This is a genomic window from Tsukamurella ocularis (genome assembly GCF_965138335.1).
In the GTDB taxonomy this organism is placed as follows: domain Bacteria; phylum Actinomycetota; class Actinomycetes; order Mycobacteriales; family Mycobacteriaceae; genus Tsukamurella; species Tsukamurella ocularis_A.
On record NZ_CBCSDV010000002.1, the window covers coordinates 283,548 to 299,879 of the forward strand.

A 16,332-nucleotide genomic window follows, 5' to 3' on the forward strand; every position below is an offset into this window, starting at 1 on the left:
TGAGGCTATGGAAACGCCGTCGGTCGAATCGCTCCGCCTCCTGGTGGCCGTGGCCGACCTGGGTTCGATCTCGGCCGCCGCGCGCGAGTGCTCGATCTCCCAGCCCAGCGCCAGCTCCCGCCTGCGCCACCTCGAACGACAACTCCGGCTCGACCTGCTGGACCGCCGGACACGGGGCGCCGAGCTCACGCCCGAGGGTGCCGCTGTCACCGAGTGGGCGCGGTCCGTGACCGCCGCGATGGACGCGCTGCAGACCGGCGCCGAGGCGTTGCGCTTCGACCACACCGTCCGCATCGCGTGCAGTCAGACCATCGCCGAATACCTCATGCCGGCCTGGCTCGCCCGGCTGCGCGTGCACACGGACGAGCCCGTGCACCTCACCGTCGGCAACTCCGCCGCCGTCATCGCCGACGTCCGCGCGCACGTCGCCGACCTGGGCTTCATCGAGGGCCCGACGGTGCCCGACGACCTCGCCTCGCGCACCGTCCGGACCGACCGGATGGTGCTGGTCGCAGCTCCCGGGGACCGGCTGGCGCGACGCCGCGACGACCGGCCCCTGACCGCGGCCGAGCTCGCGGAACTGCCGCTGGTGACCCGCGAGCCGGGGGCGGGCACCCGCGACGCCCTCGAGGCCGCGCTGCGGCGGGTGGGCCTGGCGCCCGACCCGAGGTCGATCGCGCTCGGCACGAACGCCGCCGTGAAGATCATGGTCGCCGCGGGCGGGCGGGCGGCGGTGCTCAGTGAACTCGCGGTGGCCGCGGAGCTGCGCGACGGGCGCCTCGTCGAGATCCCCACTGAGGGCGTCGACCTGCACCGACGCCTGCGCGCGGTGCGGCGTAAGGACGCCGCACCGCGCGAGGTGGTCGATACTCTCCTGGCCGTCGCTAGCGGGCGCGCCGCCGGAACGCCGAGAGCACGCCCAGGATCACCACGGTGACCAGCACGAGGAACATCGTGTTCGCGGCCGCGCCGAACAGGTCACCGCGGTCGGACTGGGTGAACACCGTGACCGGCAGCGTCCGCCACGACGCGGGGTAGACCATGATCGTCGCTCCGAGCTCGCCCATGCACAGCGCCACGGAGAGGCCCGCCGCCGCGGCGATGGACGGCAGCAGCAGTGGCAGGCGCACCGTCAGCAGCAGCCGCAGCGACGACGCCCCGAGCGAGCCGCCCACCTTGTCCAGCATCGGATCCAGCTGCGAGACCGCGGCCGAGACCATCGAATAGGCGAACGCGAAGACCAGGATCGCCTGCACCAGGATCACGATCGACGGGGTGCCGCCCAACACCAGCGGCGGCGCCGAGAAGGCCACGAGCACGCCGAGGCCGACCACGACCGACGGCACCGCGACGGGCAGGTGGAAGAAGGCGTCGACCGCGCCGCGCAGCCGCGCGGGCAGGCCCGGCACCGCCAGCGCGGCCCAGGTGCCGGCGACGACGGCGATCGCCGAGGCGAGGACCGCGGTCTGCACCGAGACACCGATGCTCGCCGCGTTCTCGGGGGTGAAGACCTCGGCGATGTGGTCCGTGGTCAGAGCGGATGGCAGGACCGACGTCCAGCTCGCGCTGAACGCCGTGATCACCGTGACGGCGATCGGCGTGATCACGAGCGCCAGCAGCACGACCGCGAAGACGGTCCAGACGGCGACCCGCGCGGCCGGATTGCGCACCAGCATCAGCGCACTCCCTTCTTCATGAGCAGGCGGTACGCGACGTACGCGCCGATGGAGATGAGCAGCTGCACCGTGGCGAGGACGGCCGCCGAGGCGAAGTCCTGTCCCACGATCGATCGGGTGTAGATGAGCATCGGCACGGTGATCACGTCCTTGGCCCCGGTGAACAGCACGATCCCGAACTCGTTGAGGGTGAGCAGGAAGGTCAGCGAACCCGCGGCGGCGAGCGCCGGGAGCACGGCGGGGAGGATGACGCGGGCGATGATCCGCAGCGGCCCCGCGCCCAGCGACGACGCCACGTCGATCTGCACCGCGGGGAACTGGCCGAACGCGGCGAGCATCGGCCGCACCACGAAGGGCGTGTAGAACGCGATCTCCGCGAGCACCACGCCCCACAGGGAGGTCGTGAACGACCCCGTCGGCACCCCCAGCGCCTGCGCCACGCCGACCGGGCCCAGCAGCACGCCCAGCGCGAGCGGGATGAGGAAGCTCGGGAACGAGACCACCACCTCGATCAGCCGCCCGACCGCCGCCGCGCCCGGGAAGGGCACGAAGGCCAGCACCAGCGCGAGGAACGTGCCAGCGACCAGGCAGCCGGCCGTCGACAGCGCGGCCACCTTCACCGTGGTGCCCAGGGCGCTGAGCACGGCACCGTCGGTGAGGGTCTCGCGCCAGGTCGCGAACCCGGCAGGTCGCTCCGCCTTGTCCGTGAACGTGCGCGCGACGATCCCGACCAGCGGATAGACGACCGCGACGAGGATGAACCCGACCGGCGGCAGCACCCACACCCAGCGCGGGACCGCGAAGGACGGGCCGGCGGGCGGCGCCGGGGGCGCGGGCGGCGCGTCGAGTACGGCCGTCACAGCGGCACCACCATGACGTCGGCGGGGTCCGCCTCGACCCACAGCGTCTCCGCCGTGAGCGGCGCCTCGGTCAGCACCGGCACGTCGACGCCGATGCTCTCGCCCGTGTCGGCGACCCGCGCCGTCACGTGCCGGACGGCGCCGCGCCACTGCTGCTGCTCGACGGTCACCCGCAGGCCGTTCGACGGTGCAGTCCGCGTGAACCGCCACGCCCACGGCCGGACCGCGAGCAGGTGGTCGCCGTCGGGCAGCGGGCGCGACGTGCGCAGCGCCCCGCCCGGCAGGACGTCGGCCCCGCCGAGGAAGGTCGCGGTGAACCGCGTGGGCGGGCGGTGGAAGAGCTCGTCGGTGGTGCCGATCGCCTCGAGCCGGGCGTCGCGCATGATCGCGACACGGTCCGCCAGCGCGAGGGCCTCGCTCTGGTCGTGCGTGACGTAGACCATCGCGACGTCGGGCAGTTCGGCGCGCAGGCGCTGCAGCTCGCCGAGCATGTCCTTGCGCATCCCGGCGTCGAGCGCCGAGAGCGGCTCGTCGAGCAGCACGACGTCGGGGCGGGTGGCGAGGGCGCGGGCGATCGCGACGCGCTGTTGCTGGCCGCCGGACAGCTGCCGCGGCAGCCGGTCCGCGTAGTCGGCCATCCCGACCATCCCGAGCACCTCGGCGACGCGCGGCGCGATCGTCGACCGATCGGCGCCGCGGGACTTCAGGCCGAAGGCGACGTTCTTCGCGACGGTCATGTGCGGGAACAAGGCGTAGCTCTGCACCACGATGCCGATCCCGCGCTTGGCCGGGGACAGGTGCGTCACGTCGCGGCCGTCGATGGTGACGGTGCCCGACGACACCCGCTCGAATCCGGCGATCGCCTTGAGCGCGGTCGACTTCCCGGAGCCGGACGGGCCGAGGAGCGCCACGGTCTCGCCCCGCGCGACGTCGAAGCTGCAGTCCCGTAGCGCGACCGTCTCGCCGTACGTGACGCTCACGTTCCGGACGCCGACGGCCACGGTCCGGCGGACCCTCCGGTCCACGGCGTCGTCGTCGAGGCCCCGCACGGACGCGGCTGCGGTGTCCTTCCTCGGCGCGGTCACTGCCCCGTCGCCTTCTCGTACGCCTTGATGTCGGCGTCCAGCCCGCCGAGCACCTCGTCCCAGTTCGGGTACCAGATCTCGACGCCGTCGAGGGCCGCGCGGAAGGCGTCGGCCTGGGGGCCGGAGGCGGTCACGTCGGAGCGGACGGGCGCGCCCCAGGCGCGGGCCGGAACGTTCTGCTGCACGTCCTTCGAGAGCAGGAACTCCATGAGCCGGGTCCCGTTCGCGGCGTGGGGCGCCTTGTCGGCCAGGCCCATGTAGTACGGCAGCGGGAGCGTGGTGCGTTTGCCCTGGAAGGTCGGGTAGAAGACCTCGTAGGCCACCTTGTCGGCGGCGATGGCGGCGAGCGCCATCTGCACGTCGGAGTTCGCGACCGTCAGCTCGCCCTTGGAGGTCTTCGGGCCGAGCTTGCCCGTGGAGGTCGACGGTCCGACGTTGTTCGGCTGCAGGTCCGCGAGGTACTTCAGGGCGGCCTCCTTGCCCATCACGTGCTGCAGGAGCAGCAGGAGCGCGGTGCCGTCGCCGGCCTTGCCGGGCGTCGAGTACTGGATCTTCTGCGCGAACGCCGGACCGGTGAACTCGGCCCAGTCGGCGGGCTTCGGCTGCGCCGCGGTGTTGCGGATCATCGCGAAGTAGTTGCCCACCACCGCGACGTAGCTGCCGTCGGCGGCCTTGAGCTCGGCGGGCACGGCGGAGGTGTCGATCCCGGACTTCGCCAGCGAGCCCTGCTGCTGGGCCTGCTGGATGAACGGCGGCAGGGTGACGAGAACGTCCACCTGCGGGTTCGCCTTCTCCTTCTGAGCGCGTGAGACGACCTCGCCCGAGCCGGCCTCGACCAGCGCGACCTTGATGCCGGTGCTCTTGGTGAAGTCCTCGAACTCCGCCTTGTACCAGTCGCCGAGGCCGTCGGCGCTGTAGACGGTGACGGTGTCCGAGGAGCCGGTGCCGCCGCCGGTGCCGCCGCACGCGGCGACCGCGAAGACCGCGGCCGCGGCCGTGAGCGCGGAGAGGGNGNGGCGGGGTGTCGGTCGGGTCAGGTCGGGAAGTGCCGGCGGGCGAGGCCGTGGGCGATGGTCATGCCGACGCCGGAGGTCACGATGCGCACGCTGAGGCGCTCCTCCGGTTCGGCGACGAGGTAGGGGTGCAGGGAGCTGGAGGCGTAGACGCCCTGCCAGCGCTCGATGATCCGCAACCCGTCGACGCCCAGGACGCGGGCGGCTTCGGCGCGGAGCGTCTCGGTGACGGCCTCGTCGAGGAACGGGTCGACGGTCCGCTCGGTGTGGTGCGAGTCGCCGATGAGCAGGGTGCCGTCGGGGCGTTGGGTGAACATGATGTTCGCGTCGATGTCGAGCAGGTCGGGCCGGTCCTCCTTCATCCGGGTGCGGAGCGCGGCTGCGGCGGTCGTCTCGGCGAAGGCGGGGTAGCGCAGCAGCGAGGTGGCGGTGAGCACGGCGGGAGTGACGTCGGCCCCGGGGTCCGCGGCGCGGGCCATCTGCAGGGCGCACCGCTGGACCCGGTGCTCCTCGGCGAGGCTGGGATACAGGTGATCGAGATCGTGCCCGACGCAGACGATCACGCGCTCCGCCTCGATCGGCCCGCGGCTGGTGTGCGCGCGCGTACCGTCGAAGCCCAGGTAGGCGGTACCGAATCGGACGTCCGCGCCGGGCTGCGCATCGAGCCAGGCGGCCAGGCGGGCGACCGTGACCCGCGGGTCCACCCGCAGGTCCGCGAGCAGCGCCGCGCCGCCCGCCACGTCGGCGCCGCCACCGGGGAGCTCGGCGCGGACCTCGTCGGCGGTCCGCAGCGCGACCTCGTCGGGGCGGGCGGCGGCGAGCTCCTCGAGGACGGCGAGCTCGGTGGCGTGACGCGCGACCGCGAGGCCGCCCGTGGCGCGGGCACCGAGGCCCGCGCGCCCGTCGAGGTCGAGCCAGCGCTCGCGGGCCAGGTGAGCGAGATCGGCGAGGTCGCCCGACTGCCCGGTGACGCACGCGTGCCCGAAGTTGCGGATGGAGGCGCCCACGGCGCGGCTGTCGCGCTCGACGACGGTGACCGTCAGGCCGCGTTCGAGGGCCTCGACGGCGTGCGCCAGGCCGACGACGCCGGCCCCGACGACGAGGACGTCCGTTGCGGTGTTCATGGCACTCAGCGTGGCTCCCCGGCGCACCGCTTGGCAAGACAGGACGCATGATGTCTATACAAGTTGTCCGTCTGTACATCCAGGTACTGCGGCCGTTCATGCGTTGTTCACCGTGAGGCCGGGCGGGTTGAGTTTCCACTTGTATACTCAGTGGTGTGGTTGCAGCTCATCCCCTTCATCAACGCCTCGCCGCGGAGTTCCGCGCGCGCATCGCCTCCGGTCGCTGGCCCGAGGGCGAGCAGGCGCCGAGCGAGGCGCTCCTGTGTGAGGAGTTCGGCACCTCCCGTGGTCCGGTCCGCCAGGCGCTCGCCACCCTCCGTGCGGAGGGGCTGATCGTCGGCGGGCAGGGCCGCTCGCCCATCGTCCGCCGCAACGTCCCGAGCCACAGCGCCAGCGCCCTCGGCTCGTTCACCGCCTGGGCTCGCGAACAGGGCCGGGAACCCGGCCAGCGCACCACCCTTCAGGCGCGCGTGCCCGCGTCCCCGGACGTCGCCGAGCGCCTCCAGGTCGAGCCGGGCGAGCCGGTCCTCGAGCTCCGCCGCGTCCGCACGCTCGACGGTGCCCCCGCGCTCTGCGAGACCATGTACTTCGTCTGGGCCCTGGGCAAGCGCCTCATGGAGTTCGACCCCGACTCGGGCTCGGTGAACCGCTTCCTCCTGGACGCCGGCGCCGACCTCTACGCCTCCACCCATCAGATCGACGCCGTCGCCGCGACCGCCGAGGACGCGGCGCAGCTCGGCCTGCCGGAGGGCGCGCCGCTGCTGCGGGTGCGCCGCACCACCACCGACGCCGCCGGCGACGTCGTCGAGTACGCCGAGGACCGCTACGTGCCCGGCGTGACCACCGTGATCGTCGAGAACCGACTCTTCGCGGCGCCGAGCCCGGCGCTGCGGTCCGTCCCCGTCAGGAGAGATGCATGAACGCCCCGATCGACCTCGTCGCGCTGGACATGGCGGGCACCACGATCGACGACGGCGGTGCCGTCTACGAGGCGCTCCGCGGCGCCGTCGAGGACGGCGGGGCCACCGTCGCGCAGGCCGATCTGCAGGTGTGGATGGGCACCGACAAGGTGGAGGCCATCACCAACCTGCTCCGCCTCGGCGGCGTCGGGCCCACCCCCGAGCGGGTCGACGCCGGCTTCGCGCGCTTCCGCGAGCGCCTGCAGCAGGCGTACGCCGCGACCCCGCCCACCGCCATCGACGGCGTGCCCGCCGCGCTCGCCGCGCTGCGCGGGCGCGGGATCAAGGTCGCGCTCACCACCGGATTCGACGACGCCGTCGCCCTCCCGCTGCTCGCTGCGCTCGGTTGGACGATCGGCGACGGTGCCGACGCCGTCGTCGACGCCGTGGTCACCACCTCCGACGTGGCCGCCGGCCGCCCGGCGCCCTACATGATCCACCGCGCGATGGAGCGCACGGGCGTCCGCGACGTCCGCCGCGTGCTCGCCGCCGGCGACACCGCCGTCGACGTGCAGGCCGCCACCAACGCCGGTGCCGTCTCCGTGGGTGTGCTCACCGGCAAGGCCGACCCGCAGGTGCTCTCGGACGCCGGCGCCGATCACGTCCTCGGCGGCGTCGTCGATATTCCGGGACTCCTCGACATGTCCTAGTTGAGTCGGTGCAGTTCCTTGCCGTCAGCATCGCGTGTGATCACAACCCCGGACGCCCAGATGGACACTCCGCCCTGCCAATTCACCAGTTCGAACACGTTGCTGAACGGGTCCACGACGTCGGCGAACATGAACCCGCCACCATCGAGGTCGTAGGTCATCCCACTCGGCTCGAACATGACGGTGAACGGCGCACCGTCATCTGCGGTGAGCTTGATCCTCAGGAAGGCCTCGGATTCGGGAGTCATCGTCGCCCCATGTGTCGATGCTACTGAGGCGGGCCGCCCGGCTTCGGGGTGTGCCCCGGCCCGTCGAGATTCGTCAACGCTTCACTCGCCGGCGTTGGACGAGAGAGCCCGCCACGGTTGACCACCCGCAGATCCTCTTCACGCACGGTGACGACCGCCAGTCTCGTGGTCGCCATTCGTGGCCTCGACCTCAAGCCGGTCAAGACCGCGCCAACGTTGGGGATGTCGTGAACTAGAACGGTGGCGGTCGGAGGGGCGCGGTGTCGTCGTACGCCAATCCGGCCGCGTGCGCCTCGGAGCGTTCCCGCTCCCGGGCACGCGCCTCCGCCTCGGTGGTGCGGTGTTCGCGGTGTTCCTCACGCAAGAGCTGGATCTGGGCGCGGAGGGCGCGGCGGGCCTTCGCGCGCCGTTTCGCGGCGGTGGCCAGTCCGTCGGGGTTCTTGGGTTTCGGTCGCCCGGTTGGTTCGGGCGCGTCCCAGATGATCTTCTCGAGTCCGGGGAGCAGCTGCCGGGCAGTACCGGGCGGGACGGTGTGGACCCCTCCGGCGGGGTGCCGCCATTCGACGGTGCCGTCGGGTAGCAGGTCGGAGAGCCATCCGGTTTCGGTCTTGATGCGATGGTGGAATCCGCACAGGGGTACCAGGTTCCCCGCGGTGCCTTGGCCCGCCACCGTCGTCGGCCCGCCTTCGGCGGGATCGTGGTGGTCGAATTCGGTGACATGGTCGGCCTGACAGCGATCGGAGGGAACGCTGCAGCCGGGAAAGACGCAGGCGGGGTAGGTCAGGCGCATGACCAGTAGCTGGTACCAGGTGGGCCGGTAGCCTCCGGCGCCGCGGGCGTGGACCTCGCCGCTCGCCGGGTCACGACGGCCGAGGACCCGCCACTGCGTCTGCGTGGCGGCGATCAGTTTCCTGGCCTGTTCGACGGTGACCGGCCCCGTGATGCCCGGATCCTCGGTCAGGAGGACCGCTCCGCGGCCCGCTTCGACGCGAGAGTCGGGATCGCTCGCGTCAGCGTCGGTGTCGGGCTCGGGCGCGAACAGGTCGGGTTCGGGCGGGGTCGCATCGTCGTCGTGGACGTCAGCGGGGTCGGCCATGACATCCGCGAGGTCGGTGTCGTTGAGGACGATCACGGCCAGGGCCCGGATTTCCTGCGACACCGCACCCGTCCTCGGACGGGCCGCGCGCAGGTCGCACGATTCGTTGCCGCACAGGCAGGCCAGGCTCTCGTAGCCCTCGGTCAGGGCGACGAGCGCGGCGACCTGACGCTGTCCCAGGGTGCGGCCGTCGTCCCTGCACACGGACTGCGCGACCGGACCGACCAGTGAGGACAAGCGGAGCGCCTGCTCCTTCGGCATCACCGCTTCGAGGTCCACCAGCCCGTCCGTGCGGGCATGGAACTCGAGGTGCTCCCGTGGCGGTGTCGGGGGTGTCTCGCGCGCCGCGGCGGGGTCGAGCCGGACCAGGACACTCTTCGCTGCGTCCGCCACCGCCCGCACCGAGAGCGATTGCCCGCTGCGGGCGGCGAGCCAGTCGCTGATCCGCTCATCGAAGACCAGGGCGACCTCCTCGTCGAGGACGGCCGCCGACGCGCGCAGCACCTCCCGCACCAACGGCAGCGACACCTTCCCGGAGGCGAACAACTCGAACATCCGTGGATGGCGCTCGCGCAGATCCAGTCCACGGTGGACCGCCGCGTCCGCGGCACTGCGGCCGGTTCCGAGCGCGGCACCGACCTCCGCGAGCAATTCGTCCCAGTCGTCGACGAATCGCCGGGAGGATTCCTCCTGGACCCGCCGCGCATCATCGCGCAGCTCGTACAGTCTGGTCAGCACGGCGGACCGCTCCGCCTCCAACCGATTCTGCGCGACCGTCAATACGCGCAACCGAGACAGCGCGCCCGCCGCACTCAACCCGCACACCGCACCGCCGACCATCGGTGGCAGCGGGTTGAGAAGCCGCCTGCCCAGGGTGAACGCATCGTCCGAGTAGTTCATACTTTCTATTCTATATTGTTGAATCGAACAATAATAGGTCTTGACAAGGACTTTCTCGTACGACATTTCGAATCTTCTACGAGTCAGCGCGGCAGGGCGACGACGCCCGGCGATCGCTGCAAGCTCAATTACTTGCGGATTCGACAATCAAGCTTCAGGCCTTGCGGGCATGCGGGCGTCGAGGAGCAGGCCGGCGATGCCCGTCGCCATGAGAACGCCGCTGATCACCACCAGCCACGGCGACGACGCGCCGGTCAGCGCGTCGCCCAGCAGCACGACGGCGATCGTGCCGGGCGCGAGGCCCGCCACCGTCGCCGCGAAGTACGGCCAGAACCGCACCGGGGACAGCGCCGACGCGTAGTTGACGAGTGAGAAGGGCGCCGCCGCGATGAGCCGCAGCGACCCCACCGCGAGCCAGCCCCGGGCGCGCAGCCGCGCGGCGATCGGCGCGTACGCCCGGTGCTCCCGGGCCCGCGCGATCACGCGCGACGGGTGCCGGCGGTCGATCTCGCGGACCCCGAGGAAGGCGATCGACGCCGCCACCGTCGACGCCGCCATGCACACCGCGATCCCCACGACCGGACCGAACAGGAAACCGGCCGAGACCGTGAACACCGTGCGCGGGATCGGGAACACCGTGATGACGGTGTGGGCGAGGAAGAACAGCGCGAGGAACCACGGCCCGGTCGAATCCGCCCAGGCCCGAACGGTGGCCGCGCCGGGGTGCGGCAGCAGCATGCCGAGGGCGACGAGCCCGAGGATCACGACGCCGCCGACGACCGCTCGGACCACCAGTCCGCGGTCACCGGGCCGGATCCGAGATTCGTTGGCACCCACGGGACGACCCTACTGGGGCGTAGCAAGCGCAATCGGTTAACGTGGGTTCTCGGACGCCGTTGTGACGCGACGGCGGGTGCGCGGCCGTGCGTGTGCGCGGCCACAGGTGAGGAGGCCCACGTGGTGGACAGTCCCTACGAGGCATGGCGCGAGTCCGTCGGCGCCGTGCTCGCGAAGTCGCGCGGCGGCACGCCGCCCGAGGATCCGATCGTCGCGCTGACCACCCTCACCGAGGACGACGGCGTGGAGATCGCGCCGCTGTACTCGCAGCGCGACGAGCTGCCCGAGGCGCCGTTGCCCGGCGCCTTCCCCTTCGTCCGCGGCGGTAACGCCACCCCGGACGTGCGCCTGGGCTGGAAGGTCGCCGAGCGCTTCGACGCCACCACCGACGCCGCCGACGTCCTCGGCGCGCTGGAGTCCGGCGCGAGCGCGCTGTGGCTCACCCGCCCCGATCCCGCGCCGCTCCTCGAGGGCGTCTACCCGGACATGGCCCCGATCCTGCTCACCGCGGGCGGCCGCGCCGCCGACGCCGCGACGCAGGTCTACGCCGCCCTCGACAGGGCCGCCGAGTCCGACGCCTACCGCGCCGACCTGGTCCGCGTCAGCCTGGGCGCCGCTCCGCTCACCTCGCAGGTGGTCGGCCGTGCCGACGTCTCGGTCGACGAGGCCGTCGAGCTCGCCCGCGCCGCCGACGCCCGCGCCGAGGACGTCCGCGCCCTCGTGGTCGACGGTGCCGACCTGCACAACGCGGGCGCGACCGCCGCGCAGGAACTGGGCCTCGCCGCGGCCGCCGGGCTCGACCACGTGCGCGCCCTGACCGCCGCGGGCCTGACCACCGCCGCCGCGCTGCGCCAGCTCACGATCCGCCTGGCCGCCACCGACGACCAGTTCCTCACCCTCGCCAAGATCCGCGCCTGGCGCACGGTCTGGGCCCGCGTCGCGCAGCACCTCGGCGCCCCGGAGGCGGGGAACGCCCCCGTGCACGCCGTGACCTCGCTGGCCGCGACCACGCAGCGCGACCCCTGGGTGAACCTGCTCCGCACCACCGTCGCCGCCTTCGGCGCGGGCCTGGGCGGCGCCGATTACGTGACCACGCTCGACTACGACGAGGCCCTGCCCGCCGGCGTCGAGGGCTATTCGCCCGCCTTCGCCCGACGCATCGCCCGCAACACCCAGCTGTTGCTGCTCGAGGAGTCGAACCTCGGCCGCGTCGTCGATCCGGGCGCCGGCTCGTGGCACGTCGAATCGCTCACCGACGATCTCGCCCGCGCGGCGTGGGGCGTCTTCCAGACCGTCGAGGGCGCGGGCGGTTTCGCCCGCGGCGCCGCGGAGGAGAGCATCGCCACGCAGCTCGGTGAGTCCGCGGACCGCCGCGACGCCGCGGTCGCCCGGCGGGCCCGCAAGCTCACCGGCGTCAACGAGTTCCCGAACCTGGCCGAGCCGCCCGTGGCACCGTCGGCCGCGACGAACGGCCCCGTCGTGCGGTCCTACGCCGCGCCCTTCGAGGCCCTGCGCACCCGCTCCGACGCCTTCCTGCGCGAGCACGGGGTCCGGCCGCGGGTCCGGATGGTGACCATCGGCACCGTCGCGCAGCACAACGGCCGGTCGACCTTCCTCACCAACCTGCTGGCCTCCGGCGGCATCGAGACGGTGCTGGACGCGGCCGAGCAGGCCGCCGGCGCCGCCACGCTGGACGGCTCGCCGGGCGCGACGATCGCCGCCCTCGCGGGCTCCGACGCCGGCTACGCCGCGGAGGGCGAGGGCCTGGCCCGCTCGCTGCGCGAGGAGGGCGCCCTCGTGCTGCTCGCCGGCGCGCCGGGCACCGTCGACGACGGCCTCATCGACATCTACCTGCACGCGAAGATCGACGCCGCCGCCGCGCTCGACGATCTGCTGACCCGGCTGGGGGCATGAGATGACCGACACCACCATCGGCAGTTTCGCCGACGTCCCGTTCGAGGAGCTGCCCGGCGCCGCGCCGTCGAGCGCGGACGTGGACGCCTTCGTCGACGCGTCGGCCGCGGCGTACGCCTACACGCCGGACCAGCTCACCTGGACCACCCCGGAGGGCATCGACGTCAAGCCGGTCTACACCCGCGCGGACCGCGACGCGGTCGCCGAGGCCGGTTACCCCGTCGACTCGTACCCGGGCGCGGTGCCCTTCATCCGCGGCCCGTACCCCACGATGTACGTCAACCAGCCGTGGACGATCCGGCAGTACGCGGGCTTCTCCACCGCCGCCGAGTCGAACGCCTTCTACCGGCGCAACCTGGCCGCCGGCCAGAAGGGGCTCTCGGTCGCGTTCGACCTGGCGACGCACCGCGGCTACGACTCCGACCACCCGCGCGTCACCGGCGACGTGGGCATGGCCGGCGTGGCGATCGACTCGATCCTCGACATGCGGCAGCTGTTCGACGGCATCGACCTGGGCGGCGTCTCCGTCTCGATGACGATGAACGGCGCGGTCCTGCCGATCCTCGCGCTCTACGTGGTGGCGGCCGAGGAGCAGGGCGTGGGCCCCGAGAAGCTCGCGGGCACCATCCAGAACGACATCCTCAAAGAGTTCATGGTGCGCAACACCTACATCTATCCGCCCGCGCCCTCGATGCGGATCATCTCGGACATCTTCGGGTACACCTCGCAGATGATGCCGAAGTTCAACTCGATCTCGATCTCCGGCTACCACATCCAGGAGGCCGGGGCCACGGCCGATCTGGAGCTCGCGTACACGCTGGCCGACGGTGTCGAGTACATCAAGGCCGGCATCGACGCGGGCCTCGACGTGGACAAGTTCGCGCCGCGCCTGTCCTTCTTCTGGGGCATCGGCATGAACTTCTTCATGGAGGTCGCGAAGCTCCGCGCCGCGCGGCTGCTGTGGAGCGAGCTCGTCGCCGAGTTCGACGCTAAGAACAGCAAGTCCCTCTCGCTGCGCACGCACTCGCAGACCTCGGGCTGGTCGCTCACCGCGCAGGACGTCTTCAACAACGTCGCGCGCACGTGCGTCGAGGCCATGGCGGCCACCCAGGGCCACACCCAGTCGCTGCACACCAACGCGCTCGACGAGGCCATCGCGCTGCCCACGGACTTCTCCGCCCGCATCGCCCGGAACACGCAGCTCGTCCTGCAGCAGGAGTCCGGCACCACCCGGCCGATCGACCCGTGGGGCGGCTCCTACTACGTCGAGACGCTCACCCACGAGCTCGCCGAGCGGGCCCGCGCGCACATCCGCGAGGTCGCCGAGCACGGCGGCATGGCGAAGGCCATCAGCGAGGGCATCCCGAAGTTGCGCATCGAGGAGGCCGCGGCCCGGACCCAGGCGCGCATCGATTCGGGCCGCCAGCCGGTGATCGGCGTGAACAAGTACCAGGTCGCCGAGGACACCGCGATCGAACTCCTCAAGGTCGACAACTCCAAGGTCCGCACGGAGCAGCTCGCGAAGCTCGAGCAGCTCCGCGCCGAGCGCGATCCCGAGGCGGTCAAGGTCGCCCTGGCGAACCTGACCCGCGCGGCGGGCTCCGCCGAGGGCGGCATGGAGAACAACCTCCTGGCGCTCGCGATCGACGCGGCGCGGGCCAAGGCCACCGTCGGCGAGATCTCCGACGCGCTGGAGCAGGTCTACGGCCGCCACCAGGCCGAGATCCGTACGCTCAGTGGCGTGTACCGCGACGAGGCCGGCGCCGCCGGCAACATCCAGACGGCCACCGAGCTGGTCGAGAAGTTCGAGGAGGCCGACGGTCGTCGCCCCCGCGTGCTCATCGCCAAGATGGGCCAGGACGGCCACGACCGCGGCCAGAAGGTGATCGCCACCGCCTTCGCCGACCTCGGTTTCGACGTCGACGTGGGCCCGCTGTTCTCCACGCCCGAGGAGGTCGCGCAGCAGGCCGCCGACAACGACGTGCACGTCGTCGGTGTGTCGAGCCTCGCGGCCGGCCACCTCACGCTGGTTCCCGCGCTGCGCGACGCGCTCGCGGAGGTCGGCCGCCCGGACATCACGATCGTCGTCGGCGGCGTCATCCCGCCCGGCGACTTCGACGAGCTGTACGCGGCGGGCGCCTCGGCGATCTACCCGCCCGGCACCGTCATCGCCGACGCCGCGGTGAACCTGCTGCACGAGCTCGGGAACAAGCTGGGGTACCAGCTGGCGTGATCACTGTCGCCGAACTCGCGGACGGGGTCCGGGCCGACAAGCGCGCCGTGCTGGCGCGCGCCATCACCCTCGTCGAGTCCCGGCGCCCCGACCACCAGGCCCGCGCGCAGGAGCTCCTGCTCGAGGTGACCCCGGGACCGGACGCGCCGATCGCCACCCGCGTGGGGATCACCGGCGTGCCCGGGGTGGGGAAGTCGACCACCATCGAGGCGCTGGGCAACCACCTGATCTCGTTGGGGCACAAGGTCGCCGTGCTCGCGGTGGACCCGTCGTCCACCCGCACCGGCGGCTCCATCCTGGGCGACAAGACCCGCATGGGCACCCTCGCCGTGAACCCGCGCGCCTACATCCGGCCGTCGCCCACCTCGGGCACGCTCGGCGGCGTCGCGAAGGCCACGCGCGAGACGATGGTGCTCATGGAGGCCGCCGGCTTCGACGTGATCCTGGTCGAGACCGTCGGCGTCGGCCAGTCCGAGGTGACCGTCGCGAACATGGTCGACACGTTCACCTTCCTGACCCTCGCGCGCACCGGCGATCAGCTGCAGGGCATCAAGAAGGGCGTGCTCGAGCTCGCCGACGTGGTGGCCGTCAACAAGGCCGACGGCGACCACGTGGTGGAGGCGCGCGTCGCCGCGCGCGAGCTCTCGAGCGCGCTGCGTCTGATCCACCCGCGCGGCTCGCTGTGGCGCCCGCCCGTGCTCACCCAGAGCGCGGTCGAGGGCACCGGTATCCCCGAGTTCTGGGACGCCGTGCTCCGGCACCGCAGCACGCTGCAGGAGGCGGGGGAGTTCGACCGTCGTCGCCGGCAGCAGCAGGTCGACTGGACGTGGACGATGGTCCGGGACGCGATCCTCGGCCGGGTCGAGCACTCCGACGGTGTCCGCTCCGTCCGGTCCGAGGTCGAGGCGTCCGTGCAGGACGGCTCGCTGACGCCCGCGCTGGCAGCGCAGCGCATCCTCGACGCCTTCGACGGTCACTCCTCGCGCCCGTGAATCCACGGCTGAGGTGACCGGGACGCCGGATTCGGCCTCGTACCGCTGCTGAGCCGTGAATTCACCGCGGCCGCAGGCGCGTCACCGCAGGAGTCCGTCACGGGCGCCGGCGGCCACGGCGGCGGCGCGACTCGATACGCCTAACTTGGTGTAGATGTGCTCGACGTGCGACCCGACGGTGGACAGGGCGATCCCCAGCGTTCCCGCGATGCGGCGATTGGTCGCACCGTCGGCCAGGAGTCGCAGCACATCGAGCTCCCGCGCCGTCAGGGCGGCGCGCGCCGGTTCGGTGACACTCCGCGCCAGCTCGATCAGCTGCGGGCGCAGGCACGCCAGGAACCCGCGGGCGTGCGCGGGAACGTCGGGGCTGTCGAAGCTGAGGTGCATCGCCCCGATCAGCTCGGTCCCGTTCGTCAACGCCATCGACGTTCCCTCGCGGAATCCTGCGGGCGCGAGCAGCGACCGGGCTGTGGCCCCGTTCCGGAATCCGGGGAGGTCCTGCCAGAACAGGGGGCGTTCGGGCGCCGCGACCACCGCCGCGAATCCGGGATCGGTCTCCACGAAGTCGGTGAAGAGGAATCGCTCGACCGGGGCGCGGTAACCCCAGGTGATCACGGGCCGTATCGCCGCTCGTGCAGTGGGCCGGAGGCCGAGGGCCCCGGCGGCGCTGGGCAGCGCCGCGCGGGTGAGCTCGATGAGCCACGCGACGCGGTCCTGCAGTACCACCGGGGACGGGGTCATCGCC

Annotated in this window: 15 protein-coding genes; 6 read left to right on the plus strand and 9 right to left on the minus strand. The window is 72.3% G+C overall.

Features of this window, described 5'->3' with window-relative positions; translation table 11 throughout:
- The first annotated feature begins 7 nt into the window (after positions 1-7).
- A complete protein-coding gene (locus tag ACNAYW_RS04030; RefSeq protein WP_415848462.1) occupies positions 8-937 on the plus strand; it encodes a LysR family transcriptional regulator in 930 nt (309 codons plus the stop codon).
- On the opposite strand, the gene ACNAYW_RS04035 is transcribed toward ACNAYW_RS04030, so the two are convergent.
- The 5 genes from ACNAYW_RS04035 to ACNAYW_RS04055 form a co-directional block, all read right to left on the minus strand.
- Positions 885-1,676, minus strand: a complete 792-nt coding sequence (locus tag ACNAYW_RS04035) for an ABC transporter permease (RefSeq protein WP_415848463.1) — start codon at positions 1,674-1,676, stop codon at positions 885-887. The two genes, ACNAYW_RS04030 and ACNAYW_RS04035, sit on opposite strands and share 53 nt — an antisense overlap.
- Positions 1,676-2,536: a 2-aminoethylphosphonate ABC transporter permease subunit gene (locus ACNAYW_RS04040; protein WP_415848464.1), complete on the minus strand. Its 861-nt coding sequence runs from the start codon at positions 2,534-2,536 to the stop codon at positions 1,676-1,678. Before ACNAYW_RS04040 ends, ACNAYW_RS04035 begins: the two co-directional genes overlap by 1 nt.
- Positions 2,533-3,621 carry an ABC transporter ATP-binding protein gene (locus tag ACNAYW_RS04045; protein WP_415848465.1) on the minus strand — a complete coding sequence of 363 codons (1,089 nt, stop codon included), beginning with the start codon at positions 3,619-3,621 and terminating at the stop codon, positions 2,533-2,535. The genes ACNAYW_RS04040 and ACNAYW_RS04045 overlap by 4 nt, the downstream gene beginning before the upstream one ends.
- On the minus strand, positions 3,618-4,633 hold a 1,016-nt coding region (locus ACNAYW_RS04050; protein ID WP_415848466.1), incomplete at its 5' end, for a 2-aminoethylphosphonate ABC transporter substrate-binding protein. The genes ACNAYW_RS04045 and ACNAYW_RS04050, both read right to left, overlap by 4 nt.
- Positions 4,634-4,654: 21 nt before the next feature.
- The gene (locus tag ACNAYW_RS04055; protein WP_415848467.1) at positions 4,655-5,758 is read right to left on the minus strand and encodes a TIGR03364 family FAD-dependent oxidoreductase; all 1,104 of its coding nucleotides are present in this window, start codon (positions 5,756-5,758) and stop codon (positions 4,655-4,657) included.
- Between the two features lie 155 nt (positions 5,759-5,913).
- Here ACNAYW_RS04055 and ACNAYW_RS04060 point away from each other — a divergent pair, with 155 nt between their 5' ends.
- Positions 5,914-6,678 carry a GntR family transcriptional regulator gene (locus tag ACNAYW_RS04060; protein ID WP_415848468.1) on the plus strand — a complete coding sequence of 255 codons (765 nt, stop codon included), beginning with the start codon at positions 5,914-5,916 and terminating at the stop codon, positions 6,676-6,678.
- Positions 6,675-7,367 (plus strand): phosphonatase-like hydrolase, encoded by a 693-nt coding sequence (locus ACNAYW_RS04065; protein ID WP_415848469.1) that lies wholly within the window; start codon positions 6,675-6,677, stop codon positions 7,365-7,367. The genes ACNAYW_RS04060 and ACNAYW_RS04065 overlap by 4 nt, the downstream gene beginning before the upstream one ends.
- On the opposite strand, the gene ACNAYW_RS04070 is transcribed toward ACNAYW_RS04065, so the two are convergent.
- From ACNAYW_RS04070 to ACNAYW_RS04080, 3 genes are all read right to left on the minus strand, one after another.
- Complete coding sequence (locus ACNAYW_RS04070) at positions 7,364-7,615, minus strand: hypothetical protein (RefSeq protein WP_415848470.1); 252 nt, start codon at positions 7,613-7,615, stop codon at positions 7,364-7,366. The genes ACNAYW_RS04065 and ACNAYW_RS04070 overlap by 4 nt on opposite strands.
- Before the next feature lie 232 nt (positions 7,616-7,847).
- Positions 7,848-9,611 carry an HNH endonuclease signature motif containing protein gene (locus tag ACNAYW_RS04075; RefSeq protein ID WP_415848471.1) on the minus strand — a complete coding sequence of 588 codons (1,764 nt, stop codon included), beginning with the start codon at positions 9,609-9,611 and terminating at the stop codon, positions 7,848-7,850.
- A 147-nt stretch (positions 9,612-9,758) separates the two neighbouring features.
- Positions 9,759-10,448 (minus strand): TVP38/TMEM64 family protein, encoded by a 690-nt coding sequence (locus ACNAYW_RS04080; RefSeq protein WP_415848472.1) that lies wholly within the window; start codon positions 10,446-10,448, stop codon positions 9,759-9,761.
- Positions 10,449-10,568: 120 nt separating this feature from the next.
- On the opposite strand from ACNAYW_RS04080, the gene ACNAYW_RS04085 reads away from it, so the two are divergent.
- Genes ACNAYW_RS04085 through meaB form a run of 3 tightly spaced genes read left to right on the plus strand, consistent with a single transcriptional unit; the run spans position 10,569 to position 15,587 of the window.
- On the plus strand, positions 10,569-12,362 hold the full coding sequence (locus ACNAYW_RS04085; protein WP_415848473.1) for a methylmalonyl-CoA mutase family protein: 1,794 nt from the start codon (positions 10,569-10,571) through the stop codon (positions 12,360-12,362).
- A 1-nt stretch (position 12,363) separates the two neighbouring features.
- Positions 12,364-14,595, plus strand: coding sequence for a methylmalonyl-CoA mutase (gene scpA, locus ACNAYW_RS04090; RefSeq protein WP_415848474.1), 2,232 nt, complete (start codon positions 12,364-12,366; stop codon positions 14,593-14,595).
- Entirely contained in the window at positions 14,595-15,587 is a 993-nt protein-coding gene (gene meaB, locus ACNAYW_RS04095; RefSeq protein ID WP_415848524.1) for a methylmalonyl Co-A mutase-associated GTPase MeaB, read from the plus strand. The genes scpA and meaB overlap by 1 nt, the downstream gene beginning before the upstream one ends.
- 81 nt (positions 15,588-15,668) lie before the next feature.
- Here the strand turns inward: meaB and ACNAYW_RS04100 are convergent, their stop codons facing one another.
- On the minus strand, positions 15,669-16,328 hold the full coding sequence (locus ACNAYW_RS04100) for a helix-turn-helix transcriptional regulator (RefSeq protein WP_415848475.1): 660 nt from the start codon (positions 16,326-16,328) through the stop codon (positions 15,669-15,671).
- Positions 16,329-16,332 lie beyond the last annotated feature (4 nt).

Coding starts and splice junctions, on each gene's coding strand:
- ACNAYW_RS04100 (WP_415848475.1), bottom strand. CDS start 16,328: ATGACCCCGTCCCCGGTGGTACTGCAGGACCGCGTCGCGTGGCTCATC.
- ACNAYW_RS04065 (WP_415848469.1), top strand. CDS start 6,675: ATGAACGCCCCGATCGACCTCGTCGCGCTGGACATGGCGGGCACCACG.
- ACNAYW_RS04030 (WP_415848462.1), top strand. CDS start 8: ATGGAAACGCCGTCGGTCGAATCGCTCCGCCTCCTGGTGGCCGTGGCC.
- ACNAYW_RS04070 (WP_415848470.1), bottom strand. CDS start 7,615: ATGACTCCCGAATCCGAGGCCTTCCTGAGGATCAAGCTCACCGCAGAT.
- ACNAYW_RS04055 (WP_415848467.1), bottom strand. CDS start 5,758: ATGAACACCGCAACGGACGTCCTCGTCGTCGGGGCCGGCGTCGTCGGC.
- scpA (WP_415848474.1), top strand. CDS start 12,364: ATGACCGACACCACCATCGGCAGTTTCGCCGACGTCCCGTTCGAGGAG.
- ACNAYW_RS04075 (WP_415848471.1), bottom strand. CDS start 9,611: ATGAACTACTCGGACGATGCGTTCACCCTGGGCAGGCGGCTTCTCAAC.
- ACNAYW_RS04035 (WP_415848463.1), bottom strand. CDS start 1,676: ATGCTGGTGCGCAATCCGGCCGCGCGGGTCGCCGTCTGGACCGTCTTC.